Origin of the sequence: Blautia sp. HCP3S3_D9 (assembly GCF_052063845.1) — a bacterium.
Lineage (GTDB): Bacteria > Bacillota > Clostridia > Lachnospirales > Lachnospiraceae > Blautia_A.
In genome coordinates this window covers 27,097-53,655 of sequence record NZ_JBQHWS010000013.1, presented here as the reverse complement: position 1 = coordinate 53,655, position 26,559 = coordinate 27,097, and the positions used below count along the sequence as shown (strand labels likewise).

Sequence of the window (26,559 nt, the reverse complement as noted above, 5' to 3'; positions counted from 1 at the left end):
ACATTATAACGTTATGATCGAACACAAAGTGGTCGATTAACTTCCGGCCACTCGTAGCGCCAAGTGTCCACTGGCAAACGCACCAGTGGCCACTGACTGGCGCAAAATGCAGCTTAAAATGATTTTCCCAATTCTGAGCCGCTTTTTTCGTCAAAAAACCGCGTTTTAGTTTTCGACAACGTTTTCCGGTCCAATCCACATATAGAAAAGAGGTATACCAAGTTCCACGTTTTTTGTCCTTGTAAACAGCCATCCATTTCCTCCCTATTCTTTTTCTAGTACAGCGAAAATTAAGTTTCTGCTATATTGACGCAGGATGATTTCTTCAGCTGCAAGGCGGAGAAATGAGGCGTAGCGGTGGCTACGGCGATTGACGACAACGCCGCAGATGAAAAATCAGACAAGTCAATATAGCAGTTACTTAATTTTCGCTGTACTAGTAAGCCATAAAATCTTTCTTCAAAATATTTTCTGCTCACTCTTCCGGTAACTGTTAAATAACCTTTCTCTTTAAGCTCTGCATTCAATTCCTGAATTAGACTGTAGGCCTTTGATTTGGAAATACCAACTATCTCTTTAATTTCCTCTGCTGAAATAAATACATCTGTTTTATAGTAAGCGATGAATAACCCACCGTTTAGACAGTTTTCTTATTTCATGAGATAATTCTCTCATGGAGTGGCACTTCTATACATGTTCTATGTTACTTTACTATTCGGACCATTTTACTTCATATCCTTAGGGTCCTGTGTGAAAAAACACTCCAAATATTTTTAGGATTAGGAGTGATTTACTTTGAAAAGACATCCGCGCCGTTCTGATGAAGAATGGCTGAATATAATCCATGAGTGTCGTACCAGTGGCCTTTCGGATAAAACCTGGTGTGAAGAGCATCATATCCATCCAAGCAAGTTTTATTATCATATACGCCGCCTGCGGTCCAAGGCATGTGAGATCACAGAACGGGAGGATACAATTCCCCAAAAACAGGAGGTCGTTCCTGTTTCTTTTCCGGAACAGGAATTCTGTATTCCTCCAGCCAAAACAGCAGTTGTTGAGGAAATCCATCCTGATACAGTGATCACAGTCCGGATGAACGGGATCCGGCTTGATATCTCAAACAGGGCAGCCAGGGAAACGATAGCCAATACGATCTCTGCGTTGCAGGGATCATGTTAGGCGATATCTCCGGTGTGTCAAAGATCTACCTGATCACCGGCCGCACTGACATGAGAAAAAGTTTTGATGGTCTCATGGCGATCATCCGCGATACCTATGAGCTGGATCCATACGCCAACGCAGTTTATCTGTTCTGTGGAAGGGACAGCCGGAAGATCAAAGCCCTTTACTTCGACAAAACAGGGTTTGTCCTGATGCAGAAGAGGCTGGATGGCACCGGACGCTTCCAGTGGCCAAGAAATGCTTCCGAAGCAAGACTTCTTTCTCGGCAGGAATTCCGGTGGCTTATGGAAGGACTTTCCATCGACCAGCCAAAGGCGATCCGGGCAGGTGGACGGAAGAAAGATTTTTAGCCTTTGTGCAAAACAGAGAATTTATAAATTTTCAGTTATGTCTCGGATCAAAAGCAAAAATCACTTATCCACCACCCGCTTTCTATGGCTTTTATATTTGTGGATGTTCCCGCTTCAGGAACAACCCTGGTTATTTATCTGTGGATAACTTTCCTGAAAAAAAGCCAAACGGTATGATGGTCACACTTTCTGGTCTTTTTTCAGGAAAGTTATCCCCCGTCATAATGACGAACTGAAAATCCGGCTGGTTTGCGGGCATACTTCTTTTCCTTTATAATAAGGCTAAGAAATAAAAGGAAGGAAAAGCCAATGCCTGTAAATCCTGAGGATATGATCCAGCTGCTTATGAAAACGAACACGGAGCTGGAAGACCGTCTGAAAGAAAAGGACCAGACGATCTCTGACCTGCGTGCCACCGTTGAGGAACTCCGCACCACGGTGGCAGAGCTTAGAAGTACCATTGCGAACCTGAATGAAACCCTGGATGAGTTTAAGAGAAAGTTTTTTGGTACTTCCAGCGAAAAAGTGAAGAATAAACAATCCGGGGATCCGTCTGCACAGGATACAGATCCAGAGGAAGAAGCTGTTGTGGTAAAGGAACATACACGTGCCAGAAAAAAGAAATCTGTACGTGATGACCTGTATGCGCTGCTCCCCATCCGGGATATCAAATGTGATGTGCCGGAATCAGAACGTTTTTGTCCTGACTGTGATGCTCCTATGGAACATCTGGGGTATAAAACTGTCCGTGAAGAACTGAGGATCACCCCTGCGAAAGTAGAACGTGTCAGATATCTTCAGGAAACCATGGTCTGTCCTGTCTGCCGTGAGGAGGATGATACAACGATCAAGGCAGCCAAAACACCAACTGCACTGCTTCCCCATAGTCCTGCATCACCGGATATGGTGGCAATGGTCATGTATCAGAAAAGTGGCCTGTATCTTCCCTTCTACCGCCAGAAAAAAGACTGGTTCCAGAAAGGGGTCCCACTTCCAAGGGAGACAGCAGCACACTGGTATAACTATTGTGCGCTTGAATACCTTACTCCTGTATATGAGGCACTTCACCAGGAACTGTTACAGCGGGAAGTGATCCATGCAGATGAGGTGCCATGCCAGGTGCTTCATGAAGAAGGGCGGGAAGCCACCTCAAAATCCTATTTCTGGATCTATCTGAGTGGGACCGATGGACTTCCGGGGATCGTGCTTTATGATTACAGACCGGGAAGAAGCGGGGAAAATCCCATCGAGTTCCTGTCCGGATTCAGCGGAATACTGCACTGTGACGGTTACTCCGCATACGGAAGGATCGAGGATGTAATCCTGGTATGCTGTCTGGCCCACTGCCGCAGGAAATTTTATGAAGCTGTTCCTGCAGGACGCCGGAAAAAGCTGAAGCTCCTGGACATCAATTCAGAACAGGAACTGGAAGACCCTTCTTCCGGAACGTCAGATGACAGAAAACTCCTTCCGGCAGAGAAAGGAGTGGCCTTCTGCAACCGTCTGTTTTTTCTTGAACGCAGCTACAAGGAACTGCCGGCGGAGGAACGGAAACAGAAACGCCAGGAAAAAGAACCAGAAATATGGGATGAATTCTGGTCATGGCTGGGAACCCTTAACCCAACAGGAGGAAGTAAACTGGAAAAAGCAGTAAACTATGCCTTTAACCACAAAGAAACGCTGATGAACTATCTTCTGGATGGAAGATGTGAGATTTCCAACAACGCAGCGGAACGGAGGGCAAAATCTTACGCAACAGCCAGGAAAAACTTTCTGTTTCATGACACGGTTGACGGTGCAAATGCAAGTGCAGTCGTCATGAGCCTGATTGAAACAGCCAAAGCGAACCAACTGAACATTTATCAATACCTCTACACACTCTTGCTGTATATGCCGGACTACAAAAATGAGCCCGCAGGCATAAAACAGCTGATACCGTGGAGTGACTTCATAAAGGAAAACTGTTCAGGAATAACAGATACAGAAAAAATACTGCCAGAAAATCGAGGGGACCTTCCTATTTGAGGTCTCCTGGAAGTCGTACACGGGTGATTATTAATCGCTTACGTTTTATACATAACTTATCCTCCTCACTCTGTATTTGTTCTTTCAAAATACATATGGGATAAAATATTGTGTATTACTAAAGCAGTTATGAAATTTTTTGTTTTTTGGAAAAATAGATATATTTTCGGAATAAAAATATCCTTTTTGGATATAAGAAATTACTCAAAGATTTGTTTCATAAGATCTTTTGGCTACAAAAAGTGTATCAAAAGTGTATCACGAAAATAAAAAAAGTGCCCGAAACCCTTAATCTATAGGGTTTCGAGCAAAAAATGTGCTACTCAAACTCGCAAACAAATCCTTGTCACTATACATTTTTGTATGGGCATTATGGTTCTATCTGGTTTTATATGTGTTCCACTGTCCTAAGTCCATAGACTGTACTGAACGGTGTTATCAATTTGTTATCACAAACATGTTATCATTATCATAATAAACTTATATATCAAATTCCTTATTCATCGGACATCGTTTCATCCTTAGGATTAAGTTTTTGTAATCTTTCCTGCCTTAATGATTCATCTATAAGCTTTTGAATAAACGAAATCATACTATCAGAATTAATCACTACATCCAACATATTTTCCAATTCTTTCATTGAATCAATATAATATGTGTCATTCCGCTTCCCACTATATTCAATTGCTAACATCTCATTCAACACGATTGTTACAGGGTAAGAAATCGCCCCATAGTCTACAAACATCATCCTATATCTATAATGTTCCAATCCTTTTACAGTAAGAAAAACTTCGTATCTATGATTCTCCTTACTCTGCTCTCCTAGATCATCTTGTATATTAACTGTGACAGTTTCCGACTTTGCTTGAAGAGAACTCAATGTTGCTGCCAACCCAGTCTGTTTAGTATAAGAACATATCGGGCCACTATATTCTTCAATATTTCCTATCACATATCCTTGTGTTGCTTCCTCAATTTGAATTAATGATTTTTTTATAACATCCTCTGGTGTATACTTGTCGATCAATTCAAATGTAAATTTCGCTTTATCCATTTTCTATGCTCCTTTCACGCTTTCTTTCATCATTTATTTCACACATGATTGGAAAATGATCACTTATTTTCCGATTTGGATGCTTACTCTCGTCCACTAAATCAGAATAACTACAAGTTGTAATTATCTTTAAACTATCCCTATTAAATAGCGGTAATACGTCTTGACTCATAATTACTTGATCTAACATATACCACATTGGCGAATGAAGTTTAGATTGATTCACATAATACGTTCCTGGAGGATAAGAAAAATCTCCCATAAGATTCCACATTGGATTGTAGAATTTTCGATACTCAATTTCATTTACCGTCCTTGTAGATTTATCTGATATATTTAATGCTGGTAATCCATGAAAACCATTTGCATTTAAACAACCCCTTCCGTATGGCATTTCATTAATATCACCTATTACTATCGTCCGTTGTGATTGAATCTTATCTTCCATTTTATGTACATCATACATTATTCTCTGAATGATAGCTAATCTTTCATCACTATGATCCCCATACAAATCAGTACACAAATGTACACAACATAAAACAAAATCATCATCAATTATTTGAATTGAATAATATTTCTCTTGGATTCCTGACTTTATATTAGCATAGCTACTCCACACATCAATTCTCTCACACCCTAATGTATTACATTTAATCAAACGTTGATTGTTATCCCCAAACATTCTTTCCAATTCATCTATATTTGCATCATACTCTGAAAGTGCAAGAATATCTATATCATTATCGCAAACAAGACTTGCAATGTATGGATTAATATCCTTATTCTTATGTGTATTCCAAAATAGAATTCTCATTTTTCTTTTCCAAATTCCATATATTTATTATGTCCAATATTCTTATTCAAAAATTCTCGTAATATCCTGATACCGGTTGATTACTCGATAAATCTCTACATACTCCTTGCCTACTTTATAGATAATCACATAATCTTCCCATATCGCATATTTATAGTCTGTCCGAAAGCTGACTCGTTTGGAAAGATCTGACCCCATTCCCGGAAACAACTGAAGATTCTCAAATTTACCATAAATTTCCTTTATGGTTTTTGCAGCATTTTCCTCGTTGTCTTCAGCAATGTAATCCCGAATATTCTTCAGATCCTTTGCAACAATCGGGTTAATCCGCAGTTTTAACATCTTATTCCCCCATAAGTGCTTTCAGTTCATCCAGATTAAGCCAGCCTTCACCGTCTTTCACCGCTTCTTCGGCTTCCTGCAGCTTCATTAAGAGCTTCTTCTCTGCACGATCACGTTCAAAATCGTCTATATCCATGACTACAAATCGTCCCCTGCCATTCTTAGTAAGATATACAGGCTCACCTTTGCGGCAATTTTTCAGGACTTCATTATAATTTCTCAGATCAGATACTGGTAAAATATTTGCCATATTCTTTCAGCTCCTTCCTTGATTTCATATTGTTTCTGTTACCTATATTATACACAAAAAGCTGTAAAATTCAACGTGGATTTTTACAGCTTTATTCAAACTATGCTTTTTCTACCTAAAAGAAGCTGCCCACTACGGACAGCCTCTTCTCTATAATAAGATTTTCATTACTGATATATGTCCACCAATCCTGATTTTAACATAGAATCTGAAAACTGAAATGCTCCACCTTCACCGTTAAGATTAAGATACATATGATTCAGCTCATTCTCATTCACGATCCATGCCATATTCACCTGTTTACTCTCGCCTGGCATTAAGGAAGAAATATAATTTCCTCCATTTCCATAATCCTCAGATACACTGTAATATGTCATTTCCGCTGTATGTGCAACGCCATCCCAGATGACACGATCGCAGTCTTCACCAGAGAGTTCTGCCTGATTACAAATTTGATATATTCCATCTTCATGGTTCATTAACATTAAAGTACCAAGATAAAGCAAATGATTTATTTCTTCATCTGTCTTATTGGTATAAGTGACTGTCACATAAACGAGCTTTTGTTTCATGCTTTCTGTTTTTACAATCTCATCCACAGTATTAACACCATCACCAGACTTAATATAAGACAGCGTATTGTTTACTATTTTTCCATCTGCTCCGACTGCAGTCATCCATTCTTCCGGCACATTATTCTGACCAAGCATCTGCAGATCGTCTTCCACGTGAACCGAATCAACACAAACTGAAATATTATTATCTTCAATATAGTTGCCATCGCTGTCTTCACCATATGCTAACATATTAAATGTTTCACCAATCTGATGCATTGGCAATTTATTATCTGCAATGGAAGTCATCACTTCTTGTCCCGATGATTCCTCAGGGGATACCATTTCGCTCCACGTATACAAACCAGCTGTTTCAATCATTGTATCATTTTCAGTGATTACAAGGTTTTCAACCACTTTAATGGCATCCTCTTTTGAAATATCATCACCGATATAAACAGTAATTACACGATATACATCTGGGCAAAGGAGATAAATCCTTTGATTAAAAGACCCATCCTCTGCCAGGTCATTATATTTGAGGTATACACCTTCATAATTGCCAAAAGTTCTTTCCTCACAGTCAACAACATTCTTATCTTGCATTACTTTGCTCAAATCATCCTCGTCTAAAAGCACAGATGCAAAGCTGAATCCTCCGGTTCGATCATGCTCAGGATATTCCAAATGTAATTCATCAATCCATTCCATACCTTCTGGAATATATCCTGCTGAGATATCTATATCATGAATTTTTTCAGGAAGATTAATTTTCCCTGTGCTGCCATCCGCCTTAATTCCAGTTACGATACTGTAGGCTCCTTGTTTTTCTAAAAACATATGATATAATTTGGTACCTGCATAGGCTATGGTCGATGTAGCCAATACACATACGGCTATTGCTGCAGCCACTCTGGCACCTGTCCATTTTTTCACTCTTCTTGTCTGAATATTAACCACCTTCGTGTCCTGAAGCTGTTTTTTCACTTCGCTTTGAATCATCGTGTGGATGAACTCCGGAGTTTCAGGAATATCTTTTTTCATATCTTCTAACCTCATACTGTCAACGCCTCACTTTCCTGTAAATTACGCTTAAGTTTTCCCCGTGCTCTGGCAAGCCTTTTTTGAACTGCTCCCTCGGTTATCTCAAGAATCTGCGCAATCTCTTTCATGTTGAAATCCTCAATATAGTACAGAATAACTGGCATTCGTAATTCTTCTTTCAAAGAATTTACGGCTCTGTACAAGTCGCTGTAGTCAGTTTTCTGATCTGCCTCAATTTCTGTCATTTCACTCATCCCTTCCAAAGAAACAAGTTTACTCGACTTTCTCAAAAGAGTATAACACTCATTGATCAATATACGAATCAACCATGTCTTGGCATATTTGTCATTTCTCAAAGTTCCAATCTTTGAAAATGCCTTAACAATCGTTTCCTGAATAGCATCCGCACAATCTTGATCGTTAATTAAAATTGTTTTGGCAGTAGAATACAATTGTCTCTCTGAATTGAGAATCAACGTTCCTAATTCCTCTTTGGTCATTTTAACACCACCTTCTTTAGCCGGCCGGCAATTTTCATTTACATAGATTAGACGTACAGTTTTTCAAAATATCCCCAAATAAACTTTATTTTTTTTAATAATAGAGGAAATAAATCTTTCCCCTCTGGTAATATTATACACCTGTCTTACTTCTTACCCATATACAATCTCTGTAAGCACCATTTCCTCTGCTGCAGTCCTTATTCCATTCATCTTTCTTACCCACAGCATCGGCTGTTCTGCTTTAAACAGTTCTGTAACTCCCTGTTTTTCTGCCATCTGTGCCACCAGAATATCCATCCGCTCATGCGCTTCCCGATCTACCCTGTTCAGATGTTTATTAAGCTTCCCTTCCAACATCAACATCTGATAGTACGGTTTTCCATGCTCCTTGAGATATGTTTTCCGGAGTATTCCATACTTCCCGTAATGTGCTTCTTCGTCCTCAGGCAATTCCAGATCCGGCAGATAATAATCCCCATACAACGTGTAACCCAGACCATTCTTTTCATCGTAAATATGCTTATCCATAGCGTCAATCCTCCTTATCTTGCGTCTCGGTCATGCGACCGCTTATTTTCTTTTCTTCTGTTTTTCTCAGCCATCTCTCTGCTTTTTTCGTTTTGAATGAGATATTTGGAACGTTCTTCTCCAACTGCACGTTTTAATCGTCGATAATCCTTATTTTCTTCCCACAGAACGGAATTTTCATTCAACAATTCCTGTTTCTGCTCCGCTAATGTATGATTGGAATTTTTCAACCTGTCATACTTATAAATGACCTGATCTAACTGCTCTTTTACTTGAATATATTTCAGGTATAAACCATATAACAGCTCTTTCAGATCACTGATTACCGGATATGCTTTTTTATCCCGGTAACTCTTAGCACTTTCCAGCATCCCAGCTTCTGGAAGTACCTCATCAACCGGTTTCGAGAATTCACCGGCATATTTCTGGAGCTCTTTTGCAATAGTTTTTGCTTTGTTCAGACTTTTCTCATATTTATCGGCAGCTGCTTTTGCCTGTTCTGCTTCCTTTTCTGCCTGGGCACGCTCTGCTTTCTTTTTCTGCAGCTCATCCCCAGTCTGCTTCAATTCCTCATGGAGATGATCTGCCAGTTCATGGCAAGCAGCCGTTTCCTTCTGCAGCTGTGCTTTCTGCTCTTCCAGAGCCGCCACTTCCTGCTCACGCTGTTCCTTTTTGAAGTTTAAGACATCCAGATGCTCCCGGTGTGTACCTTTTTGCTCCCAGATCATCCCATATCTTTCTGCGATCTTCGCCAGCTCTTGCTTCTCCGATTCCATCCACTGATTATATTCTGTATTTTCCCTACCCTTTCCGACAAAGTCTCTGGATGCCAGTGCCTGTTTCATGGATACCCTAGTATCCGGCCCACGTTTACTTCCAGTTACATACGGCACAAAATCAATATGAAGATGTGGTGTCGCCTCATCCATATGCAGATATATACCGAATACCCGGAACTGTGGGTTTCTCTTTTGAAAGTCTTTTGCAAAATCAAGCAATGCCAGTCTGGCAATCTGCCCTTCCCGACTTAAACATCCGGTATCATCTTTATTTCCAATCTGGAAGATTGCTTCGTGGAAAACTTTTTCCTGCTTCCCAGTTCGGATGTGCTCATAATAATCTTCAATTTTCCGGTCTTTCCTTTTCTGTTTTGCGTTGTACCGTTCAATTGCCTTATCAAACAATTCGTGGTAAACGTCCTTCACATTCTCTGACTGCAATACCACGTTTCGGATTGTCCGGGCAGCATCTACGTTTTCTGCAATAAATTTTCTCTCATTGTGGGCGATAGAACCTTTTCCAATCATACCGCTGATCGTCCTTTTCATTTCCACTATTCTCACCTCCCTCGCTTATAAAAATGCCGGATACGGCAAAAAGAAATCTGCGCCGGATACGGCGGTTTTGTTACTTTTGTCAAAAGTAACGCAAAAGCACTTTCGACAGCCGTACCGTCCATCAAAAGTACCCTTGCGCCCTGCCGGGGGCTATACCTCCCGTTGGTCGGTTTGCTTCTACGTTACGAATCTGCCTAATTTATTCTGGTATTCTCGCCCGTACATATTCCAGATCTCTGCAGTATGGTGTCCCTACCAGGTACCATTCCCTTGCTGGATTCATTTCTATTCTGGTCGGCACCCACTTATCATCTACCAGCACTTCCATGCATTCTCCGCAGTGAAATCCAGTATCAATCCACAAATCTAATGCTAATAAACCATATCTGCCATTACTGCTGTTATAACCTAATCTTCCTTCTCTCATTTTCACGTTCTCCCTTCATTCATCTTTATCGCAAGGATGCCCTGAAACGGGGCTCCCTTTCCGCAATGCCAAAAACTTACGTCCTCACATCTGCTGCTTTTCCTTGTCTGCCAACGATACAGGAGCGTGCCACGCCCCTGTCCTATCGCAGTCAGGAAAGAACTACCAACGGAATTCTTCCGGTATTCCATGCCTTTCCAGATATTCCTGCCGGGCTTTTTCCCGTTCCTCCTCCGTCGGGGCAGTTTTGGATCTCGTATATAATTCCCGTTCCACCATAACATTCATTTTCTGCTCCAATCCGTTTTTCACTTCTTCCGTGCAGCTATCATCGTCAAGCAGATGATACCGAAGCAGTTTCATAAATAATTCCTGTGGAATCTGTACATTCTTCATTTCTTGCTCCTTTCAAGGTGGCAAGATGCCCTGTTCTTAAGAAATGGTCATCTTGCCATCTTCTTTTTATTCTGACAGCATCCAGAACCATTGATTTCCACGTTTTACAGAATCGATCTCCAGTTCCAGTTTTGCATTTCGCAGTGTTTTCTTCTTAATCCCACGCTTTTCAGCTTCTTCTTCAATCTTTTTCTGAGCCATACCACCGTTAGCCAGTATCTCCAGCAAGAACTCTTTCGCTTTCCGACTTTTTTGCCCTCTGCTGTCAGCACTGAGCAGGTCATCTGCGCTGATGTCATATTCCCCTATCCATTCAAAACCCGTCTCCTTATCCAGACGGAATGCTATGGATTTTCCTTCCGGTGCAAGGGAACTTTTCACATGGCATACCACACGGATTTCCGGTTCATCCTTAATTCGCCCCACGATTAGCACGCTTCTGGCTGCCGCCTGAAAATCAATCGAACCCAATCCACGGTAAGAAGACTTGCCATTACTGTTTTTGTTCATATGCCCGATCAGAATGATTGCACAGTGATATTTCTCTGCAAGCACTGCCACGCGTTTCATCAGTGGGCGGATCTCATTTGCCCGGTGCATATCCACCTCTGCACCAAGAAAGCCTTGTATCGGGTCTAATACCACCAGACGGGCTTTTGTCTGGACAATAGCTTCCTCCAACCGAATATCCAGCATAGTAAGTGGCTGTTCCCGGTCATCAATGACCAGTACTCTGGAACAGTCTGCACCAGCTGCCAGAAGTCTCGGCTTAATCGTATCGCCCAGTCCATCCTCTGCAGTCTGGTAAATAACATTCACAGGCTCTATTGGACTTTCCGATAATTTCACATCAGAATCAGCAGCCGTTTCTGCTCTGTCCTTTACTTCTGCTGTATTTTCCTTCCTCGGAAGAATCTCCTCACCCTTTGTCAGCTTTGCAATGACCTGAAGCACCATCGTAGTCTTGCCTTCACCGGGATCTCCCTGAATAATCGTTACCTTCCCAAAAGGGATAAACGGGTAAAACAGCCATTTAATCAGCTCTACCTCCACCGTTTCCATATTGATCAGCTTCAGATCTGGCTCCATCCTTTTTGTTTCTGTTTTCTTTGTCTCTACTTTGTTCGTTTCCATCATTCCTCCTTATTTTCCCGTTGAAAGGAAGCGGGGATTTTGATAGAATACCCATAGAAAGATTTTGGATGAATATTCTACCAAATCCCTGCCTTTAGGTGTTTGCCGACACTTAAAGGCTTTTTCTATTCCTCCTTCATGCCATCCATCGTGATTGTGATCAGCCGGATCACTTCCAGTAAATCCTCCGGCACATTATCACCCTTTTTCAAACGTTTCAGCTCATTCAGAACCTTTGTAAGCTCATTCTTCAACGCTTTATACACTCTCGGATTTCCTGTCACTACAACCTCTTTTTCCTGCAATCTTCGGATAATATAATCCTGTTTGGTCAGACCGGACAATCTGACTGCTGTTTCCAGAAGTTCATCCTCCTCCGGTGATACCCGAAACGCTACCGTTTTATTTCTCCACCGCCCCTGTTTATCCAGACATTTAGTTGACATACGCAAGTCCTCCTTCCCTATCATTTGATTCTTCATTCATATTTTCTGCATCCAACTGATCTGCCATATCCTGCTGTACAGACGGAAACAAATGTGCATACCGGTAAGTAATTTTTTCCGCTGAATGACCAACCCTTTTCCCGATTGCCAGTGCAGTGTAACCCATGTTAATCAGCAAAGAGACATGTGTATCATGTTCTAAAGGATAATTCTAGGACACACAACAATTTACCAATACAACCGGCTTATCTGTAATAAAAACGAAAGGACGAAAAGCTATGAAACTTATATATGCTACATATAACCAGTACTGCAATAGTATAGATATAACCACTTTTGATAATATGCTTCTTCGCATAGATTGTAGTAAGGCGGAGGAAGGATTGAAGATCACACCAAATTCACAGTGCGCATTAAATGCTCTTGCGATTGATGAACCTATGGAGTATGCACGCTTAGTGTTGGATGGAGAAATGCAAGCTTGGATTGATGCAGAAGATAGTTTAGAAGTGTGGTAATTTTTCGGGCGGATTGCTATAGATTAGCAGTCCGCCTTTTTCAAAATCTTTACAAAAATATAAGTGGAATGTAAGAGATGTGCGTGGTACAATAGGAAGTGAAATTTGAAGTTAGTGGGGGAATTACAATGGGCAGAGGTTTAGTCAGACGAGTTCTGCTGGTTGCAGCATCAATACTTAATTGGATATTTTCAATAGGATATATAAGAGAAATATATAATGTAATGTTGGGCAAAAATTTAATCAAATATGTGGACAACATAAATATTGACGGTTCTGATTTTACACCATTAGCTAACCTTACAGTTGCGGGAGTAAACGGATTGACGATTTTTCTTGTGATAGGCTCAGCTGTATTGTTTGCGACGATATTTATTCTGATTTTCGCAATATTGCTTAGGGTAACAACAATCAGAAAGCAAGACATAGTTACGGAATCTGAGATAATATTTACCAAATGGTTAATTATTGTTTCTTCTGTTCTTGCCTTTATAGTCGGCATTTTGTCTGCGAACATAAAACTGATTGGGTGTGTCATAGGCTTGTCGTGGCAGCAACCGCTTTTCATGATGTTGATATACTATCTGCCCTTGAAGAATCGATTTAAGAAAGGAACGGAAATTGCTCATACGGAACTGTAAATTAACTTGCAGTCTTGTGGAGAGATTGAAAGTAACAGAAGATTTGAATTTGACGGAGGTATAGTAGATGAAAATAAAAAACCCTATGTTGGTAGTAACGGATATTAATAAGTCATTGGAATTTTATATAAAAGTTTTGGGGCTTCATGTAATTATGGATTTTGGTGCAAATAAGACTTTGACAGGTGGTTTGGCACTGCAAACACTTGAAACTTGGAATGAATTTATTGGTACAGACAACGTTTCATTCGGTAGTAATAGTTCTGAAGTATATTTTGAAGAGGATAACTTTGACAAATTTGCTGATAGACTGAAAAAGTATGATGTGGAATACGTCCATCCTATCAAGGAACATTCATGGGGACAGCGAGTGGTTAGAATTTATGACCCTGATAAACATATTATTGAGGTTGGCGAGAACATAAAAGTAGTTTGTAAACGTTTCTTGGATAGTGGCATGACACCAGAGCAAGTGGCAGAAAGAATGGATGTACCAATGAAATTCGTAAATGCTTGTATACGCTAAAGTTCAATTTATAGGAAAAGTAACTTTGAAGTTGGAGATGTGTAAGGATGATTGAGATATGTTCAAATTGTGGGAATTACGAATGGGACAAAGAAATAATTGAAAATAAACTTCGTTGCCCGAAATGCGGTGCGGAATGGGAGTTTAAATCCTTGCCGTTACTTATTCTGACAGGGTGCAGCGGAGTAGGCAAAACTACTACGGCGATTGAGATTATGAGGAGAAAAGTTGATTTTGTAGTATTGGATGCTGATATTTTCACAGGCTTTATAAACTGGGATGATGAGGAATCCTGTAATAAATGGGTTGAAATTATTGCTAATATTTCAAAGGATATTATACAGTCAGGGACACTGGTTTTGTGGACGATGGCGGGATGCCTTGACCGTTTTCCGAAAGTATACAACAGTCGGTATTTTAGTGAGATTATTTGTTTGGCGTTAGTTACGGATGAAGATTCTTTGAGACAACGTATGCAAGAGGGCAGAGGAATAACGGACGAGAACTGGATTAATAGTTCATGCGATTATAATCGTTATTTTATGGAACATACTCAGGTGGGGGATACCAAGTACGAGTTGCTGGATATATCAATGAAATCGCCCAAAGAAGTGGCTGATGATGTGATAAATTGGGTGCATGGAAAGGTTTTTGTGTAAAAACGAAATCAAGAGTTTGGACGAAAGCGATAGGTTAAGCAGATAATGGAATATTTATATTGTAAAGATGATAATTTTCAGGATTTTGCAAGTGGTCGGGTTCTTTATGGAGGAAAAGGAATACCGAATTTCCCGATTCGATTGTTGCTTGAAATTTACGGTCGGGCACTGGAGCGTTCGAATAAAAAAGAGGATTTAGTCATATATGACCCTTGTTGTGGGGGAGGCTATTCCCTTACAATTCTTGGATATTTTCAAAATAAGTATATCAGAAAAATATATGGTAGTGATATTGATGAAGATATGGTAGCTCATGCAAAGAAAAATATATCCTTACTTACTGATGTTGCTTTGAAAAAGAGAAAAGCAGAGATAGAGGAACTTTACAATTCTTATGGTAAGGAATCTCATAAGGAGGCATTAGATAGTTGCGATAAATTAAGCATTATGCTGGGGAATGATATATCGACAGAGATTTTCCAAGCGGATTGTACGATGCCTTTGCCGGAAATATTGCCTGATATAATTATTACGGATGTTCCATACGGAAATTTGGTGGAATGGGAACAAGGTAAGAATTCCATGGATGCTATGTTGGAACAGTTATGGAGAATTTCGCATGAAAATACAATTTTAGCTGTATGCATGGATAAAAAGCAGAAAATCAATTGTGAGAAATGGGAAAGGCTAGAAAAGCAAAACATTGGGAAACGAAAATTTGAAATTTACAAAAAGTAAGAATTTTGAAAAGCCTGACTATGTAAATGAGGCAATGGAAACTTTGAATTTGCGCTTCTATAAGGTGGAATGTGTTGACACAATAAATACAGTATGATAGTATTATCATTAGAAAAAAGGATGGCACATTTCGTGTAAGGTGAGGAAATGATTAATAGATAATTTAATTTAAGTAAGACACATATAGTTATTGAGCCTGTAGAAAATAGGTTTATTTTTGTGTACGCTTAAGTTGGATTATCGCAAGAGGCATTTCCTTTGCTTTTCCTTAGGGAAAGGAATAAAGGTCTATTTGGCGAGTCTATTTTTGCGTATGCAAAAAAGGCTCGTTTTTGTGTGTACAAAAATAATTGACTCGTGTTTCGAAAAGGAGGAACTTTATGTTACAGATAAAGAAATTAAATTTAACACATAAAAAAGACCTGAGAGTAATTCTTGATGATTTCAACCTTGTGCTAAATGATGGAGATAAAGCAGTTATCATTGGAGAAGAAGGGAACGGAAAATCAACATTAATGAAGTGGATATATGATCCATCGCTTATAGAAAACTATATAGAAGCGGATGGGGAAAGAGTAATGGGAAACGAACGTTTTGGTTACCTTCCGCAAGAGATGCCCGATGAAGATAAGAAAAAAACCGTATACGAGTATTTTTCTGAGGAAGAAATATTCTGGGAGAAAACGCCAAAAGAACTGTCTGTTACTGCAGGAAAATTTGGAATAAAAAATGATTTTTTCTACAGTAGTCAGATGATGGGGAGCCTTTCAGGAGGAGAAAAAGTCAAGGTACAACTCATGCGGCTTTTTATTCGCGATGTTTCTGTGCTATTGTTAGACGAACCTTCAAATGATATTGACATTGCGACGCTTACATTACTGGAAAAAACCATAAATGAATGGAAACATATTGTGCTTTTTATTTCACACGATGAAACATTGATAGAGCGTACCGCCAACATGGTAATACATATCGAGCAGATTAAGCGAAAAACAGAAGCGAGATATACCGTGGCCAAGCTTCCCTATAGAAACTATGTGGAGGAACGGCTTCATAAATTTGAACTTCAAGAACAGAGGGCACTATGTGACCGTAGGGAAAAAAAGATTCGAGATGAGAAATATCAAAGAGTGTCTCAGAGTGTGCAAAGCGCATTAGCAAATTGTTCCAGACAAGCGCCGTCGGTGGCAAAGAATTTGAAGGACAAAATGCACACAGTTAAGGCTATGGGGCGAAGATTTGAAAGAGAAGACGAAAATATGACGCAAATGCCGGAGCAGGAAGAAGCAATCTTTTTTAAATTAGGAGATAAAAACGCATACATTCCAACAGGGAAAACGGTCATAGAATATGAACTTTCAAAGCTAATGACTCCAGAAGGCGAAAGAATTTTGGCAGAAGGAATTTATTTGAAAATAAAAGGATCAGAGAAAATCTGTATTATAGGAGCCAACGGGGCAGGAAAAACGACTCTTCTAAAAAAGATAGCGGAAGAACTTATGAATCGGAATGATATTAAAGCAGAATATATGCCCCAAAATTATGAAGATTTGTTGGAGCTATCTGTTACACCGGTTGATTACCTTGATAAAACAGGAGATAAAGAAGAGCGTACAAGAATTAGAACATACCTAGGTTCACTTAAATACACGCCAGATGAAATGGAGCATCCTATTCGGGAGTTGTCTGGTGGACAAAAGGCGAAAGTGCTTCTTTTGAGGATGAGTTTAAGTGGTGCGAATGTTCTTATTCTGGATGAGCCTACAAGAAATTTTTCACCATTATCCGGCCCGGTAATAAGAAAAATGCTCCGAGAATTTCCAGGGGCTGTCATTAGCATTTCTCACGATAGAAAGTACATTGAAGAGGTGTGTGATAAAATATATCAGCTAAATCCTAATGGATTACAGTTAATTAGTGAGTGATAAAAAAGATGAAAGACTGACAACTTCCAGTTTGAACCGCCTTTGTATTACTCTCCCGTGAGCAGATTTCATCTGCCCATGGGAGTACTTTTATGCATTAATGGTAACTGCCCTTACAACTGCCATGATACAAAAAATTCAGACCTGCCGAAAGAATAAGCCACCAGCTTAGCACATTAATATCTACCGGAATCAGTGAAACAGATAACATTGACAATGTAACACTGATAACACAAAGTGCTACGGACACAGCCTTTCTAAGTTCTGCAACACCAGTGTTTTTGTAATATTGCCATCGGTCATCACACTTTTCTGTAATCCTGTCAAATGCTATTTTCGCAAGTACAAATACACCTGCCGCAATCCCAACAGACACTAAAGCAATAATACCAACTGCCACATAGGAATGGACATACTGAGCCAGATATTCATAGCACCACTGATACACCCTACAAAGCAAATTTGAAATGTTCATCACATTCCTGCCACGATTCAGAAACCAATCAGGTATGGTGGCAACTACATCTTTGTTGACAAAAAAGATATAACCAGTTTGAACAATGCTGATAAAAGCAATTACCCATGTCCATACGCCAAGTGTAGCGGTTTGCGTTCGCAACTTTTCCTGTAACTGTATTTGCATATCTGCTTTTACTTGCTTGCGGATATGCTTAGCTTCAACGGAAATATGATTGTTAAAATCAGCTTCCAATGCCTTCGCTTTCATTAAGACAACATTAGCGTTCTCTGCCTTTTTCTCGGCTTCTGCGAAGATTCTCTGAGCCTTCTCTTTCTCTGCCAGCACCTGCTGATTTTCCTTTTTCAACTTCTCGTTCTCCACCAGTACCAAATCGCTCTCTGCTAATCTGGCGATATGAGCGTTCAAGTTCTGATTCTCTTGCGCTATTGCGTCCAGAGTTGATTGCATGGATTGTATCTGCGATTTCAGCTTTTGCCTGTCGGATAAATGCGTCTGTATCTGATTCTCCAACTGATTTATCCGATGACGGTAAGTTTCGTTCTCCTCCATAAGTGTCTCCGACAGACTCAACAAGTCGTCTTCGTTCTTTAAGTTTTCTGATTCGTTCATCTCGTTCCCTCGCTTTCTCTTTTACTCTTTGCATAATTTCTGCAATTGCTGATTCTGTGTTTGCAATCGCAGATTCTGTCCGGCTAATTCCTGATTCTCTGCCGACAGCTTGGCATTCTCTTCGTTCAATTTCTTCAGCAATTCGTCCTGCTTCTGAATCGTATTCCGAAGAAAATCCAACTCCTTCTGCTGTTCCTCCATGATGTCCAGCATCTCTTCCTGTGAGGAAAAAATCTTCATGATTTCCTCCAAGGTATCCTGCAATTCGTTCATATAAAAAACGTCCTTTCTCTATAATGGTCTGTTGTAATTCACGGACTGTCTGTAACCATTTTGTCTTAAGTGAATTGATAGCTTTTACAATCCGGTTGTATTCGCACCGATTAGAAACAAAGCCTGCCTTCTCCATCTTGCGGGCACGATACCCTTCGTGGATGGTAGGCTCTAAATCCAGCTCCTGCCGTTTGTAACTTCTGTGGTCAATCTGCTGTTCCAAAGACAGATATTCGTTACAGATATCTGCCCATGATTTTCTCCAGATTTCTGCTTTACTGTGTTCGTTCCAGTCATTTGGTTCTACAGTAATGCGTTTCCAAAGCTTTTCATTCCGTTTACCAAGCTTCTGCTCTCCGGTAGCAGGGTCAATGAGTGGAATGCGGTTTCCGTCTTCATCAAGGGCATAAATCTTCTTTTCCTTCTGTGCCCATGTGCCATCGGGTTTGATGCCACGCATGGTCAGCATAATGTGAGCATGGGGGTTGCCATCACCCTTATCATGCAATGCCCAGTCGGCACACATGCCAACGGAAACAAAATTATCCTGCACATACCTTCTTACAATTTCAATCTGACATTCCCTTGAAAGCTCCTTTGGAAGTGCCACTTCTATCTCTCTCGCAAGCTGTGCGTTGGATTTCTTTTCTGCCTTTTCCACCGCATTCCATAATACATTCCGGTCAGCATATTCCGGCGGAGCATGTGCCGGAAGTGCAACTTCTGTAAATACAACTCCACGCTTTTTCGTAAAGTCATGAACAAGACCTGTGCGGTCATCCATGAGCTTTTCGCCGGAGCGGTAGGCAGAAGAAGCAACTGCCGATTTTCCATCACTCCTGCTAATGATTTTGATACTGCAATGATAAATTGACATAGTGCATATCCTCCTTCGTTAAAAGTGCATATTCTTATGTGGAAGAACGCCGGAGGGGTTCTTCCTATGGGAAGCAGACCGTTCCGAAAGTTTATCTTTTAAAACCCAGATGCTTCCCATAAGCCTCGCAGAGCGCGCGCAATAGACAGCCTCTGCCTGTCTATAAGTGCGCCCTTCTCCCTAAAAAGAGAAGGGAATCAGGAAACTCCTGACTCCCCAACTTCCTCTTTTTTCATATCTGTATCCGGACCTTTTTGCATTGCTTTGGAGAAAAATTTCCCGTTGGCTTCCTGCTTATTTAGAAATGCAATCAGCTTAGGGATTTCTTCCAGCTCAATACATCTTCCAAGAACTGACTCCACCGCCGCACCAATTTCAATCAGACGGTGGGTACGGATTTTCCGTTCTTCCTCCTTCTTTCGTTTCTCCAGCTGCTTCTTTTGTGCCTCATAACGCTTCAGTTCCTGTGCCAGCTTCTCGATCCTTAAATCCTTCTCCTGGATTCTTTCTTCATAGGTTTTGGTTGATTTACCCATACAAAACTCCTTCCTGCTGATGAAATATCAGCTTAAAAACAATTGATTTGTGCAACAATTACTCTGCATCCGGTATACCCTGCTTCCGGTTGGCAATATCATTTGCCATCAGATGCAAAAGCTTATCCTCAAAGGTAGCTGTAGTATTCTCTGCGAAAAACACATTTACCTTATAGGTGGTCTGTCCTTTTCTTTTGGTAAAAGAGGACATCGCCTGCTCTTTACTTGCTGTCTGCTCCATAATTATTTCACCTCCTCCTTGAAATGTGAACATATGTTTGCTATAATCAAAGTATCTTTGACGGACTGCGACAACGGATAAGACAAATCTTCATAAAATCCGGCTCCTTTCTTATGGTATTAAGTAATCTTTTTTCGATAAATAAGATTACTTCCTCACCTATAGGAGAAATGCAGTCCCAAAACGGAACTGTTTTTTATAAAAGTTTTGAAAATATTTTTTGAAAGGTGGTGAATCCCTGTTGAAGGAATGTACAAATGATTATTTTGAAGAAGACATGCCGGAAGATGACCTGACGGATGCCCTTGAACGGGAGAATGCCGCTATTCTTGAAATAGAACTTGAGATGGAAAATGAGCCGAAAGTATCAGGGATACCGGAAGCATCAACAAGAAACAAGCTGAAACGTGAACTGGAACAGGAAGCACTGACACGTCTTGAGGATTCTGCCAGAACCGAGGAGGAATTTGCAAATGTGGTTACATGGTGGAACAGGTTTGATGCCAACCGGGAACGTAAGGAACGCTACCATGAAATAGGAAGATCGGATGTTCCCCTTGAATGGGGAATGTCACCGGATGAGATTGTAATTCCTGCTCCCATCCGGCATGTTTTCTGGAAGCAGATACTGAAAGGGGATTTCCTTGATGCCATTTATGACTGCCCCTTTGAAATACATGAGCTGGTAACAGACGAGGATATTTCTAAAGCAATCTTTGCGTTAAAAGATGTACAGAAGGAGCTTTTATATCAGCTTGCCATTAAGGGATACTCCTGCCAGTTAATTGCAGCATGTAGAGAGCAGACCGACAGAAATATCCGAAAAATCCGTGACACCATGTTAAAAAAGCTTCGTAAATCCTTTATGCAGGCACTACAAAACAGAGTGGATAATCACATTTCCCTTACGAAGACGGAGCAGATTTTTTATGATACCTATCGGTCACTGATTACGGATAAAAAGAATAAGAAAACGAAAGAAATCACAAATACCATTTGACCTTGTAGGACATGCTTGGTATGATAGTAATATATTTTCCAATGATACAGATTACATTTTAGAGCAGACAGATTGGAGGCTTTTATGAGTAACCTATTTAAGAGAACCAGCTCCAACTGGGCACGTTATGACAAATATGAATGGAAGGAAGATAAAGAAGGTACGTTGTACATCACACCTTCACCGGATGCGAAAGTGTCTCTTTATAATCCGCTAAAGGATTCGGAGCAGATTGTATTAAAGGCGGTAAACCTTGGATTGATGTGCATGGACAAAAATAATACACAGGAACGTTTGCAGAGTGCCATTATGGATTTTGTTACCTGTTACGGACTGCTTGGATTTATGACAGCACTTCCTACCACACCGGACTTTATTACCTACCATGCGGTATATTTGCCGAAGAACCATTTCATCAAAGAGGAAAGCATGACTACGGAAAAATATCTTTCTTACTTCTTTCCCTTTGATAAGATTGATTTTGTAAAAAAAGGGATGGAATCTTCATGGAGTACGGACGATGTGCAGATGATGGCACTGATTATGACCATGAAAAACAAATCGCAGGCAGTAATGATGAGTTTCCAGAAAGAATATGCAGAACGGTATGACTGGCTTGTGACTTTATTTAAAGACTGGGCATTTACCTTTATGTCAAGCTTTCTCTACTATCAGGACTTTGACATGCTGGATGATATGCAAAAACAGCTTTACCGTCAGGGCATGGCGGCATTTGGCGGTATTGCACCAACCTATCACATAGAGCTGCTTGACCGACCTACCATTGTCTGGGATTTCCACTCCCTCTTACTTGGTGTGCAGATGATGTTTTCCTTTATGCTTACCGATGAAAAATCCACACTCCGGGTATGTAAGCATTGTGGCAATGCTTTTATTGCCAACAGACCAAACAGCGTATTCTGCAGCGGCAAATGCAAGAACCAGTATAATGTGTATAAGAGCCGGGCGAAGGATAAAGAATAAAGAAAGGACGGCTGATTTATGGAAAAACTCAATGTCGATGGTACTGAAATACAGGTATTACAGATTGAAGAAGATGATTATATTTCTTTAACAGATATGGTGCGAAAAATTGATAACGGACCGGCATTGATTGAGAAGTGGCTTCGTAATAAAAATACAATAGAATTTCTTGGTATATGGGAAGAAATGTATAACGAAGATTTTGATATCCATGCATATGAAGAAATTATGCAGGAAGCTGGTCTGAATCGTTTCATTATGTCGGTTAAGCAATGGGTAACCAGAACCAATTCAAAAGGTATCATAGCTAAAGCTGGACGATATGGTGGAACATACGCATACAAGGATATTGCATTTGAGTTTGCAAGTTGGGTATCTCCTCAGTTTAAGCTGTATCTGATTAAGGAATTTGAACGGTTAAAAAAGAAAGAACAAGCTTTACTTGGCTGGAGTGCGAAAAGAGAGCTGGCAAAAATCAATTACCGAATACATACAGATGCCATAAAAACAAATCTGATTCCAGCTGAGCTTACACCACAGCAGACCTCTGTAATCTATGCATCCGAAGCAGATGTATTAAATATGGCATTGTTTGGTATGACTGCCAAGCAGTGGCGTGAAGAACATCCTGACAAAAAGGGGAATATCAGAGATTATGCTAGCATTAATGAATTGATTTGTCTTTCCAACATGGAAAATATCAATGCAGTTTTGATTGAAGACGGATTAAGTCAGAAAGAACGTCTGATAAAATTAAATAAGATTGCCATACATCAAATGTCCATTTTGGAAGAACAAAATCCAAAGGTATTGAAGTAATTCAATTGCATTTTTCTAATTCCCCCGAATTCGGGGGAATTAAAATTTATAAGTTTTACAAAACAGTTCCGATTTTCTTTCGGATTTCTCCTATTAGTGAGACAATAATTATTTTTACACAAACCAGCTTATTCGTGGTAGAATAAAACCACAGATAAGCTGGTTGTTTGTTTTGAAAGGAGAATCTTATGAAAACAAAACAACCGGAACTTAACAAAATCACTGCACTCTACGAGAGATTATCCCGTGATGATGAACTGAGTGGTGACAGCAACAGTATTATAAATCAGAAGAAAATGTTGGAGAAATTTGCAACCGAGCAGGGATTTGTCAACCTACGTCACTATACGGATGATGGCTGGTCGGGAACCAATTTTGACAGACCTGACTGGAAGCGTATGCTTGCGGATATTGAAGATGGCACTGTAGGATGCGTTATCGTAAAGGATATGAGCCGTATCGGACGTAATTACCTTGAAGTAGGCTTTTATACGGAAGTGCTGTTTCGAAAGAAAAATGTGCGATTTATTGCCATTTCCAACAATGTGGACAGTGCTCTAAACGATGGCAGTAACGAATTTGCCCCATTTCTTAACATTATGAATGAGTGGTATGTACGTGATACCAGCCGGAAAATCAAATCCGTACTTCATAATAAGGGAATGGATGGAAAACATCTGACAAGCAACGCAATTTACGGGTACAAGAAAGACCCTGATGACCCAGACCATTGGATTATTGATGAAGAGGCTGCCACAGTGGTAAGACGTATTTATCAGCTTATCATTGAGGGAAACGGACCGATGCAGGTGGCAAGGATTCTGAAGGATGAAAAGGTTGAAAGACCTTCCTATTATCTTGCAAAGCAGGGACTTGGAACCTGTCGGGGAAGCTGTGACATGAACAGACCATTCACTTGGACTGCTTCTACGATTTCAGACCTTGTAAGAAAACCTGAATATATGGGGCATACAGTAAATTTCCGTACCAAAAAGGAATCCTACAAGGATAAACATTCTGTGCATAATTCACCGGAGGACTGGGTTATCTTTGAGAATACTCAGGAAGCGATTGTGGACGAAGAAACATGGCTTACTGTTCAGAAAATCCGTGAAACCAAGCACCGTCCCACCAAGAAAGGTGACATCAATCCTCTGACCGGACTGGTATATTGTGCTGACTGCGGTGCTAAGATGTTCAACCACCGCACCGGCGGTTATGAAAAGAGGGATAAGGATGGTAATCCTACCGGAAAGTACACCAATGCACAGGACAATTACACCTGCTCCACCTACAGTAAGGCAAAGAGCAAGTTTGAAAACAGATGCACACAGCATCATGTCCGCACGGATGTTATCAGGGATTTGCTTTTGGAAGTTATTAAAGCTACCAGCACTTATGTGATGGAGCATGAATCCGAGTTTATCGAAAAGGTTCGCAGTGCTACGGAGCTTCAACAGGAAAGCGAAGCCAAAGCACTGAAAAAACGTCTTTCCAGAGAGCAGAAACGTATCAAAGAATTAAATACCCTCATTAAGAAAATCTATGAGGACAATGTAAATGGGAAGCTAAGTGACAAGCGGTTTGAAATGCTTTTGGCTGACTACGAAACGGAACAAAATGAATTGGAATTATCAGTAGATGCTTTAGAAAAGACTTTTAATGACTATCAGGAGAATGCTGATAATGTAGATAAGTTTATTGAACTTGTACACCGATACACAGATTTCACAGAACTTACTACTCCTATGATTCATGAGTTTGTTGATAAAATCGTGGTACACGAAGCAGACAAATCAACCGGTGACAGAATTCAGCAGATTGATATTTATCTCAAGTATGTGGGTAAGCTGGATGTTCCGATGCCGGAGCTTACACCTGAACAGATAAAAGAAGAAGACCGCAAACGCCGTAAGCGTGCATGGAACCGTACTTATATGCGTCGCAAATATGAGCGTGAAAAGGCGGAACGTGAGGCAAAAGAAAAAGGGTTATCTGAGGCAGTCAGATAGACTGTCCCAGAAATAACCCTGTGAAAGTGAAACATGGCTGTGCCGAAGATCATGCACACGAATTTTTTTCACACCGCTTGCTTTGCATCCTCTTTCCATTTCATGATTCAGATAATACTTTGTTACCGGGAAAATACGGTCATCCGGCTGCAGGCTGTAATATAACTTCAGACAATCCTGCATTTCGTCACATAGAAACTTCGGCATCGTCACAGTACGGATACTGTTCTTTGTCTTTGGTGTGCTGATCACATCTTCTCCTTTTAAACGCTGATAAGATTTGTTAATCCGCAGCGTTCTCTTCTGGAAATTAAAGTCCGCAGGAGTTAATGCCAAAAGCTCCCCGGATCGGATTCCGCACCAGTAAAGTAACTGGAACGCATAATAGGAAAGAGGTTTATCCATCATTTCTTCCGAGAATTGCTTATACTCTGCCTTTGTCCAGAAGAGCATTTCCTTACTTTCCTCCGAACCAATTGTACCCGCTTTCCTTGCCGGATTCGTACTCAGATCATAAAATTTGATTGCATGATTGAAAATTGTACTCAACTGTCCATGAATCGTTTTCAGATAAGTAGGAGATAATGGTTTTCCTCTCCGGCTTGTCAATTTGCGAAGCTCATTATGCCAGTCCAGAACATCCTTTGCGGTGATTTCTGACACCTTTCTTTTTCCCAGATACGGTAAAATCTTGGACTTGATAATATTTTCCTTTGTGAGCCAGGTACTCTTTTTCAGCCTTGGTCTCACATCTTCCTCATATAATTTGCAGAAGCTCTCCAGTTCCATATCCATACTGGCTTTCTTCTGTAGGATGAACTGCTGCTCCCACTGTGCAGCTTCCCTTTTTGTTGCAAATCCTCTTTTGCATTTCTGCTTACGTTCTCCGGTCCAGTCCTGATACCTTGCCATGACGTACCATGTGTTATTGCTTTCATTCTTGTAAATTGCCATTCCTAATTCCTCCCATCGTTCGATCTTGTTCCATAAAACTGCTCGTAAAAATACTTCCGGTCAACTTTTCCTGCGATTGTCTGACATCCCATCGCCTGTAATTCCCTGTTCAGTCTCTTCATCAGCTTATAAGCGTAGGATTCCGATACCTCCAGAACTTCCATGACCTCTTTTACATTCATAAACATTTTACTCATTGTAAAATCCCTCCTTTGTTTACACTATACATTTCTGTATAGTTTGCATGATACTATACTTTTTTGTATTGGTCAAGTGTTTTGAAACAAAAATTCTATACTTTTTTGTATGGTTTCTTCTTGTCTGTACTATACATATATGCTATACTCAATTTATCAATAGACAGACAGGAGAAT

At 40.3% G+C, this 26,559-nt stretch carries 32 protein-coding genes and 1 pseudogene; 13 read left to right on the top strand and 20 right to left on the bottom strand.

What is annotated here, in order from left to right; genetic code table 11:
• The coding region (locus ACTNES_RS04950) for an Arm DNA-binding domain-containing protein (protein ID WP_441038678.1) at window positions 1–253 on the bottom strand (253 nt) is incomplete at its 3' end.
• Between the two features lie 542 nt (window positions 254–795).
• On the opposite strand from ACTNES_RS04950, the gene tnpA reads away from it, so the two are divergent.
• The 3 genes from tnpA (at window position 796) to tnpC (ending at window position 3,557) form a co-directional block, all read left to right on the top strand.
• On the top strand, window positions 796–1,179 hold the full coding sequence (gene tnpA / locus ACTNES_RS04945; protein WP_441038676.1) for an IS66 family insertion sequence element accessory protein TnpA: 384 nt from the start codon (window positions 796–798) through the stop codon (window positions 1,177–1,179).
• Entirely contained in the window at window positions 1,173–1,532 is a 360-nt protein-coding gene (gene tnpB / locus ACTNES_RS04940; protein WP_441038675.1) for an IS66 family insertion sequence element accessory protein TnpB, read from the top strand. Before tnpA ends, tnpB begins: the two co-directional genes overlap by 7 nt.
• A 309-nt stretch (window positions 1,533–1,841) precedes the next feature.
• On the top strand, window positions 1,842–3,557 hold the full coding sequence (gene tnpC / locus ACTNES_RS04935) for an IS66 family transposase (protein ID WP_441038673.1): 1,716 nt from the start codon (window positions 1,842–1,844) through the stop codon (window positions 3,555–3,557).
• Between the two features lie 496 nt (window positions 3,558–4,053).
• On the opposite strand, the gene ACTNES_RS04930 is transcribed toward tnpC, so the two are convergent.
• From ACTNES_RS04930 to ACTNES_RS04870, 13 genes and pseudogenes are all read right to left on the bottom strand, one after another.
• Window positions 4,054–4,614, bottom strand: a complete 561-nt coding sequence (locus ACTNES_RS04930) for a hypothetical protein (RefSeq protein WP_441038671.1) — start codon at window positions 4,612–4,614, stop codon at window positions 4,054–4,056.
• Window positions 4,607–5,431, bottom strand: a complete 825-nt coding sequence (locus ACTNES_RS04925; protein WP_441038669.1) for an endonuclease/exonuclease/phosphatase — start codon at window positions 5,429–5,431, stop codon at window positions 4,607–4,609. Before ACTNES_RS04925 ends, ACTNES_RS04930 begins: the two co-directional genes overlap by 8 nt.
• Window positions 5,432–5,473: 42 nt before the next feature.
• The gene (locus tag ACTNES_RS04920) at window positions 5,474–5,773 is read right to left on the bottom strand and encodes a type II toxin-antitoxin system RelE/ParE family toxin (protein ID WP_441038667.1); all 300 of its coding nucleotides are present in this window, start codon (window positions 5,771–5,773) and stop codon (window positions 5,474–5,476) included.
• Between the two features lies 1 nt (window position 5,774).
• Complete coding sequence (locus tag ACTNES_RS04915) at window positions 5,775–6,023, bottom strand: type II toxin-antitoxin system prevent-host-death family antitoxin (protein ID WP_441038666.1); 249 nt, start codon at window positions 6,021–6,023, stop codon at window positions 5,775–5,777.
• Between the two features lie 167 nt (window positions 6,024–6,190).
• Complete coding sequence (locus tag ACTNES_RS04910; protein ID WP_441038664.1) at window positions 6,191–7,417, bottom strand: DUF4367 domain-containing protein; 1,227 nt, start codon at window positions 7,415–7,417, stop codon at window positions 6,191–6,193.
• Window positions 7,418–7,632: 215 nt separating this feature from the next.
• Window positions 7,633–8,121, bottom strand: coding sequence for a sigma-70 family RNA polymerase sigma factor (locus ACTNES_RS04905; protein ID WP_441038662.1), 489 nt, complete (start codon window positions 8,119–8,121; stop codon window positions 7,633–7,635).
• Window positions 8,122–8,274: 153 nt separating this feature from the next.
• Window positions 8,275–8,652, bottom strand: coding sequence for a TnpV protein (locus tag ACTNES_RS04900; RefSeq protein ID WP_441038660.1), 378 nt, complete (start codon window positions 8,650–8,652; stop codon window positions 8,275–8,277).
• A 14-nt stretch (window positions 8,653–8,666) separates the two neighbouring features.
• On the bottom strand, window positions 8,667–9,980 hold the full coding sequence (locus ACTNES_RS04895; protein ID WP_441038682.1) for a plasmid recombination protein: 1,314 nt from the start codon (window positions 9,978–9,980) through the stop codon (window positions 8,667–8,669).
• A 208-nt stretch (window positions 9,981–10,188) separates the two neighbouring features.
• Window positions 10,189–10,416: a DUF5348 domain-containing protein gene (locus ACTNES_RS04890; protein WP_441038658.1), complete on the bottom strand. Its 228-nt coding sequence runs from the start codon at window positions 10,414–10,416 to the stop codon at window positions 10,189–10,191.
• A 162-nt stretch (window positions 10,417–10,578) separates the two neighbouring features.
• The gene (locus tag ACTNES_RS04885) at window positions 10,579–10,812 is read right to left on the bottom strand and encodes a complexin-2 (RefSeq protein WP_441038656.1); all 234 of its coding nucleotides are present in this window, start codon (window positions 10,810–10,812) and stop codon (window positions 10,579–10,581) included.
• Window positions 10,813–10,878: 66 nt separating this feature from the next.
• Complete coding sequence (locus ACTNES_RS04880) at window positions 10,879–11,946, bottom strand: AAA family ATPase (RefSeq protein WP_441038680.1); 1,068 nt, start codon at window positions 11,944–11,946, stop codon at window positions 10,879–10,881.
• A gap of 125 nt (window positions 11,947–12,071) precedes the next feature.
• A complete protein-coding gene (locus ACTNES_RS04875; RefSeq protein WP_441038654.1) occupies window positions 12,072–12,392 on the bottom strand; it encodes a plasmid mobilization protein in 321 nt (106 codons plus the stop codon).
• Window positions 12,382–12,582 (bottom strand): annotated as a pseudogene (locus ACTNES_RS04870) (site-specific integrase); the annotation flags it as partial. The gene ACTNES_RS04875 and the pseudogene ACTNES_RS04870, both read right to left, overlap by 11 nt.
• A gap of 88 nt (window positions 12,583–12,670) precedes the next feature.
• Between ACTNES_RS04870 and ACTNES_RS04865 the strand changes: the two are divergent.
• From ACTNES_RS04865 to ACTNES_RS04840, 6 genes are all read left to right on the top strand, one after another.
• Entirely contained in the window at window positions 12,671–12,910 is a 240-nt protein-coding gene (locus tag ACTNES_RS04865; protein WP_119202560.1) for a DUF6061 family protein, read from the top strand.
• Window positions 12,911–13,038: 128 nt separating this feature from the next.
• Window positions 13,039–13,551, top strand: coding sequence for a hypothetical protein (locus ACTNES_RS04860; protein WP_346793724.1), 513 nt, complete (start codon window positions 13,039–13,041; stop codon window positions 13,549–13,551).
• Window positions 13,552–13,618: 67 nt separating this feature from the next.
• The gene (locus ACTNES_RS04855; protein WP_118408994.1) at window positions 13,619–14,077 is read left to right on the top strand and encodes a VOC family protein; all 459 of its coding nucleotides are present in this window, start codon (window positions 13,619–13,621) and stop codon (window positions 14,075–14,077) included.
• A 47-nt stretch (window positions 14,078–14,124) separates the two neighbouring features.
• Window positions 14,125–14,736 (top strand): hypothetical protein, encoded by a 612-nt coding sequence (locus tag ACTNES_RS04850; RefSeq protein WP_235359923.1) that lies wholly within the window; start codon window positions 14,125–14,127, stop codon window positions 14,734–14,736.
• Window positions 14,737–14,781: 45 nt separating this feature from the next.
• A complete protein-coding gene (locus ACTNES_RS04845) occupies window positions 14,782–15,474 on the top strand; it encodes a hypothetical protein (RefSeq protein ID WP_118408998.1) in 693 nt (230 codons plus the stop codon).
• A 380-nt stretch (window positions 15,475–15,854) separates the two neighbouring features.
• Entirely contained in the window at window positions 15,855–17,399 is a 1,545-nt protein-coding gene (locus ACTNES_RS04840; RefSeq protein WP_346793722.1) for an ATP-binding cassette domain-containing protein, read from the top strand.
• Window positions 17,400–17,496: 97 nt separating this feature from the next.
• Here the strand turns inward: ACTNES_RS04840 and ACTNES_RS04835 are convergent, their stop codons facing one another.
• The 4 genes from ACTNES_RS04835 to ACTNES_RS04820 all read right to left on the bottom strand — a co-directional run bounded on the left by ACTNES_RS04835 (window position 17,497) and on the right by ACTNES_RS04820 (window position 20,416).
• Entirely contained in the window at window positions 17,497–18,225 is a 729-nt protein-coding gene (locus ACTNES_RS04835; protein WP_238297854.1) for a hypothetical protein, read from the bottom strand.
• On the bottom strand, window positions 18,137–19,639 hold the full coding sequence (mobQ, locus tag ACTNES_RS04830; RefSeq protein ID WP_238297853.1) for a MobQ family relaxase: 1,503 nt from the start codon (window positions 19,637–19,639) through the stop codon (window positions 18,137–18,139). Before mobQ ends, ACTNES_RS04835 begins: the two co-directional genes overlap by 89 nt.
• A gap of 197 nt (window positions 19,640–19,836) precedes the next feature.
• Window positions 19,837–20,175, bottom strand: coding sequence for a DUF3847 domain-containing protein (locus tag ACTNES_RS04825; protein WP_238297852.1), 339 nt, complete (start codon window positions 20,173–20,175; stop codon window positions 19,837–19,839).
• A 58-nt stretch (window positions 20,176–20,233) separates the two neighbouring features.
• Window positions 20,234–20,416: a transposon-encoded TnpW family protein gene (locus ACTNES_RS04820; RefSeq protein ID WP_238297851.1), complete on the bottom strand. Its 183-nt coding sequence runs from the start codon at window positions 20,414–20,416 to the stop codon at window positions 20,234–20,236.
• 241 nt (window positions 20,417–20,657) lie between these two features.
• On the opposite strand from ACTNES_RS04820, the gene ACTNES_RS04815 reads away from it, so the two are divergent.
• The 4 genes from ACTNES_RS04815 (at window position 20,658) to ACTNES_RS04800 (ending at window position 25,231) form a co-directional block, all read left to right on the top strand.
• Window positions 20,658–21,416 (top strand): hypothetical protein, encoded by a 759-nt coding sequence (locus ACTNES_RS04815; RefSeq protein ID WP_346793721.1) that lies wholly within the window; start codon window positions 20,658–20,660, stop codon window positions 21,414–21,416.
• A gap of 84 nt (window positions 21,417–21,500) precedes the next feature.
• Window positions 21,501–22,400 (top strand): hypothetical protein, encoded by a 900-nt coding sequence (locus tag ACTNES_RS04810; RefSeq protein ID WP_238297849.1) that lies wholly within the window; start codon window positions 21,501–21,503, stop codon window positions 22,398–22,400.
• 18 nt (window positions 22,401–22,418) lie between these two features.
• Window positions 22,419–23,219, top strand: a complete 801-nt coding sequence (locus ACTNES_RS04805; protein ID WP_238297848.1) for a KilA-N domain-containing protein — start codon at window positions 22,419–22,421, stop codon at window positions 23,217–23,219.
• 188 nt (window positions 23,220–23,407) lie between these two features.
• Window positions 23,408–25,231, top strand: coding sequence for a recombinase family protein (locus tag ACTNES_RS04800; RefSeq protein WP_238297847.1), 1,824 nt, complete (start codon window positions 23,408–23,410; stop codon window positions 25,229–25,231).
• Here the strand turns inward: ACTNES_RS04800 and ACTNES_RS04795 are convergent.
• Together ACTNES_RS04795 and ACTNES_RS04790 are read right to left on the bottom strand one after the other, a co-directional pair.
• Complete coding sequence (locus tag ACTNES_RS04795) at window positions 25,211–26,185, bottom strand: Arm DNA-binding domain-containing protein (protein ID WP_441038652.1); 975 nt, start codon at window positions 26,183–26,185, stop codon at window positions 25,211–25,213. The genes ACTNES_RS04800 and ACTNES_RS04795 overlap by 21 nt on opposite strands.
• A gap of 2 nt (window positions 26,186–26,187) precedes the next feature.
• Window positions 26,188–26,382: a hypothetical protein gene (locus tag ACTNES_RS04790; protein ID WP_005611072.1), complete on the bottom strand. Its 195-nt coding sequence runs from the start codon at window positions 26,380–26,382 to the stop codon at window positions 26,188–26,190.
• Between the last annotated feature and the right edge of the window lie 177 nt (window positions 26,383–26,559).

What these genes read in the sequence shown, in the direction of transcription:
- tnpB (WP_441038675.1), top strand. Translation starts at nt 1,173, where the DNA reads ATGTTAGGCGATATCTCCGGTGTGTCAAAGATCTACCTGATCACCGGC.
- tnpC (WP_441038673.1), top strand. Translation starts at nt 1,842, where the DNA reads ATGCCTGTAAATCCTGAGGATATGATCCAGCTGCTTATGAAAACGAAC.
- ACTNES_RS04930 (WP_441038671.1), bottom strand. Translation starts at nt 4,614, where the DNA reads ATGGATAAAGCGAAATTTACATTTGAATTGATCGACAAGTATACACCA.
- ACTNES_RS04925 (WP_441038669.1), bottom strand. Translation starts at nt 5,431, where the DNA reads ATGAGAATTCTATTTTGGAATACACATAAGAATAAGGATATTAATCCA.
- ACTNES_RS04920 (WP_441038667.1), bottom strand. Translation starts at nt 5,773, where the DNA reads ATGTTAAAACTGCGGATTAACCCGATTGTTGCAAAGGATCTGAAGAAT.
- ACTNES_RS04915 (WP_441038666.1), bottom strand. Translation starts at nt 6,023, where the DNA reads ATGGCAAATATTTTACCAGTATCTGATCTGAGAAATTATAATGAAGTC.
- ACTNES_RS04910 (WP_441038664.1), bottom strand. Translation starts at nt 7,417, where the DNA reads ATGTTTTTAGAAAAACAAGGAGCCTACAGTATCGTAACTGGAATTAAG.
- ACTNES_RS04905 (WP_441038662.1), bottom strand. Translation starts at nt 8,121, where the DNA reads ATGACCAAAGAGGAATTAGGAACGTTGATTCTCAATTCAGAGAGACAA.
- ACTNES_RS04900 (WP_441038660.1), bottom strand. Translation starts at nt 8,652, where the DNA reads ATGGATAAGCATATTTACGATGAAAAGAATGGTCTGGGTTACACGTTG.
- ACTNES_RS04895 (WP_441038682.1), bottom strand. Translation starts at nt 9,980, where the DNA reads ATGAAAAGGACGATCAGCGGTATGATTGGAAAAGGTTCTATCGCCCAC.
- ACTNES_RS04890 (WP_441038658.1), bottom strand. Translation starts at nt 10,416, where the DNA reads ATGAGAGAAGGAAGATTAGGTTATAACAGCAGTAATGGCAGATATGGT.
- ACTNES_RS04885 (WP_441038656.1), bottom strand. Translation starts at nt 10,812, where the DNA reads ATGAAGAATGTACAGATTCCACAGGAATTATTTATGAAACTGCTTCGG.
- ACTNES_RS04880 (WP_441038680.1), bottom strand. Translation starts at nt 11,946, where the DNA reads ATGGAAACGAACAAAGTAGAGACAAAGAAAACAGAAACAAAAAGGATG.
- ACTNES_RS04875 (WP_441038654.1), bottom strand. Translation starts at nt 12,392, where the DNA reads ATGTCAACTAAATGTCTGGATAAACAGGGGCGGTGGAGAAATAAAACG.
- ACTNES_RS04865 (WP_119202560.1), top strand. Translation starts at nt 12,671, where the DNA reads ATGAAACTTATATATGCTACATATAACCAGTACTGCAATAGTATAGAT.
- ACTNES_RS04860 (WP_346793724.1), top strand. Translation starts at nt 13,039, where the DNA reads ATGGGCAGAGGTTTAGTCAGACGAGTTCTGCTGGTTGCAGCATCAATA.
- ACTNES_RS04855 (WP_118408994.1), top strand. Translation starts at nt 13,619, where the DNA reads ATGAAAATAAAAAACCCTATGTTGGTAGTAACGGATATTAATAAGTCA.
- ACTNES_RS04850 (WP_235359923.1), top strand. Translation starts at nt 14,125, where the DNA reads ATGATTGAGATATGTTCAAATTGTGGGAATTACGAATGGGACAAAGAA.
- ACTNES_RS04845 (WP_118408998.1), top strand. Translation starts at nt 14,782, where the DNA reads ATGGAATATTTATATTGTAAAGATGATAATTTTCAGGATTTTGCAAGT.
- ACTNES_RS04840 (WP_346793722.1), top strand. Translation starts at nt 15,855, where the DNA reads ATGTTACAGATAAAGAAATTAAATTTAACACATAAAAAAGACCTGAGA.
- mobQ (WP_238297853.1), bottom strand. Translation starts at nt 19,639, where the DNA reads ATGTCAATTTATCATTGCAGTATCAAAATCATTAGCAGGAGTGATGGA.
- ACTNES_RS04825 (WP_238297852.1), bottom strand. Translation starts at nt 20,175, where the DNA reads ATGGGTAAATCAACCAAAACCTATGAAGAAAGAATCCAGGAGAAGGAT.
- ACTNES_RS04820 (WP_238297851.1), bottom strand. Translation starts at nt 20,416, where the DNA reads ATGGAGCAGACAGCAAGTAAAGAGCAGGCGATGTCCTCTTTTACCAAA.
- ACTNES_RS04810 (WP_238297849.1), top strand. Translation starts at nt 21,501, where the DNA reads ATGAGTAACCTATTTAAGAGAACCAGCTCCAACTGGGCACGTTATGAC.
- ACTNES_RS04805 (WP_238297848.1), top strand. Translation starts at nt 22,419, where the DNA reads ATGGAAAAACTCAATGTCGATGGTACTGAAATACAGGTATTACAGATT.
- ACTNES_RS04800 (WP_238297847.1), top strand. Translation starts at nt 23,408, where the DNA reads ATGAAAACAAAACAACCGGAACTTAACAAAATCACTGCACTCTACGAG.
- ACTNES_RS04795 (WP_441038652.1), bottom strand. Translation starts at nt 26,185, where the DNA reads ATGGCAATTTACAAGAATGAAAGCAATAACACATGGTACGTCATGGCA.
- ACTNES_RS04790 (WP_005611072.1), bottom strand. Translation starts at nt 26,382, where the DNA reads ATGAGTAAAATGTTTATGAATGTAAAAGAGGTCATGGAAGTTCTGGAG.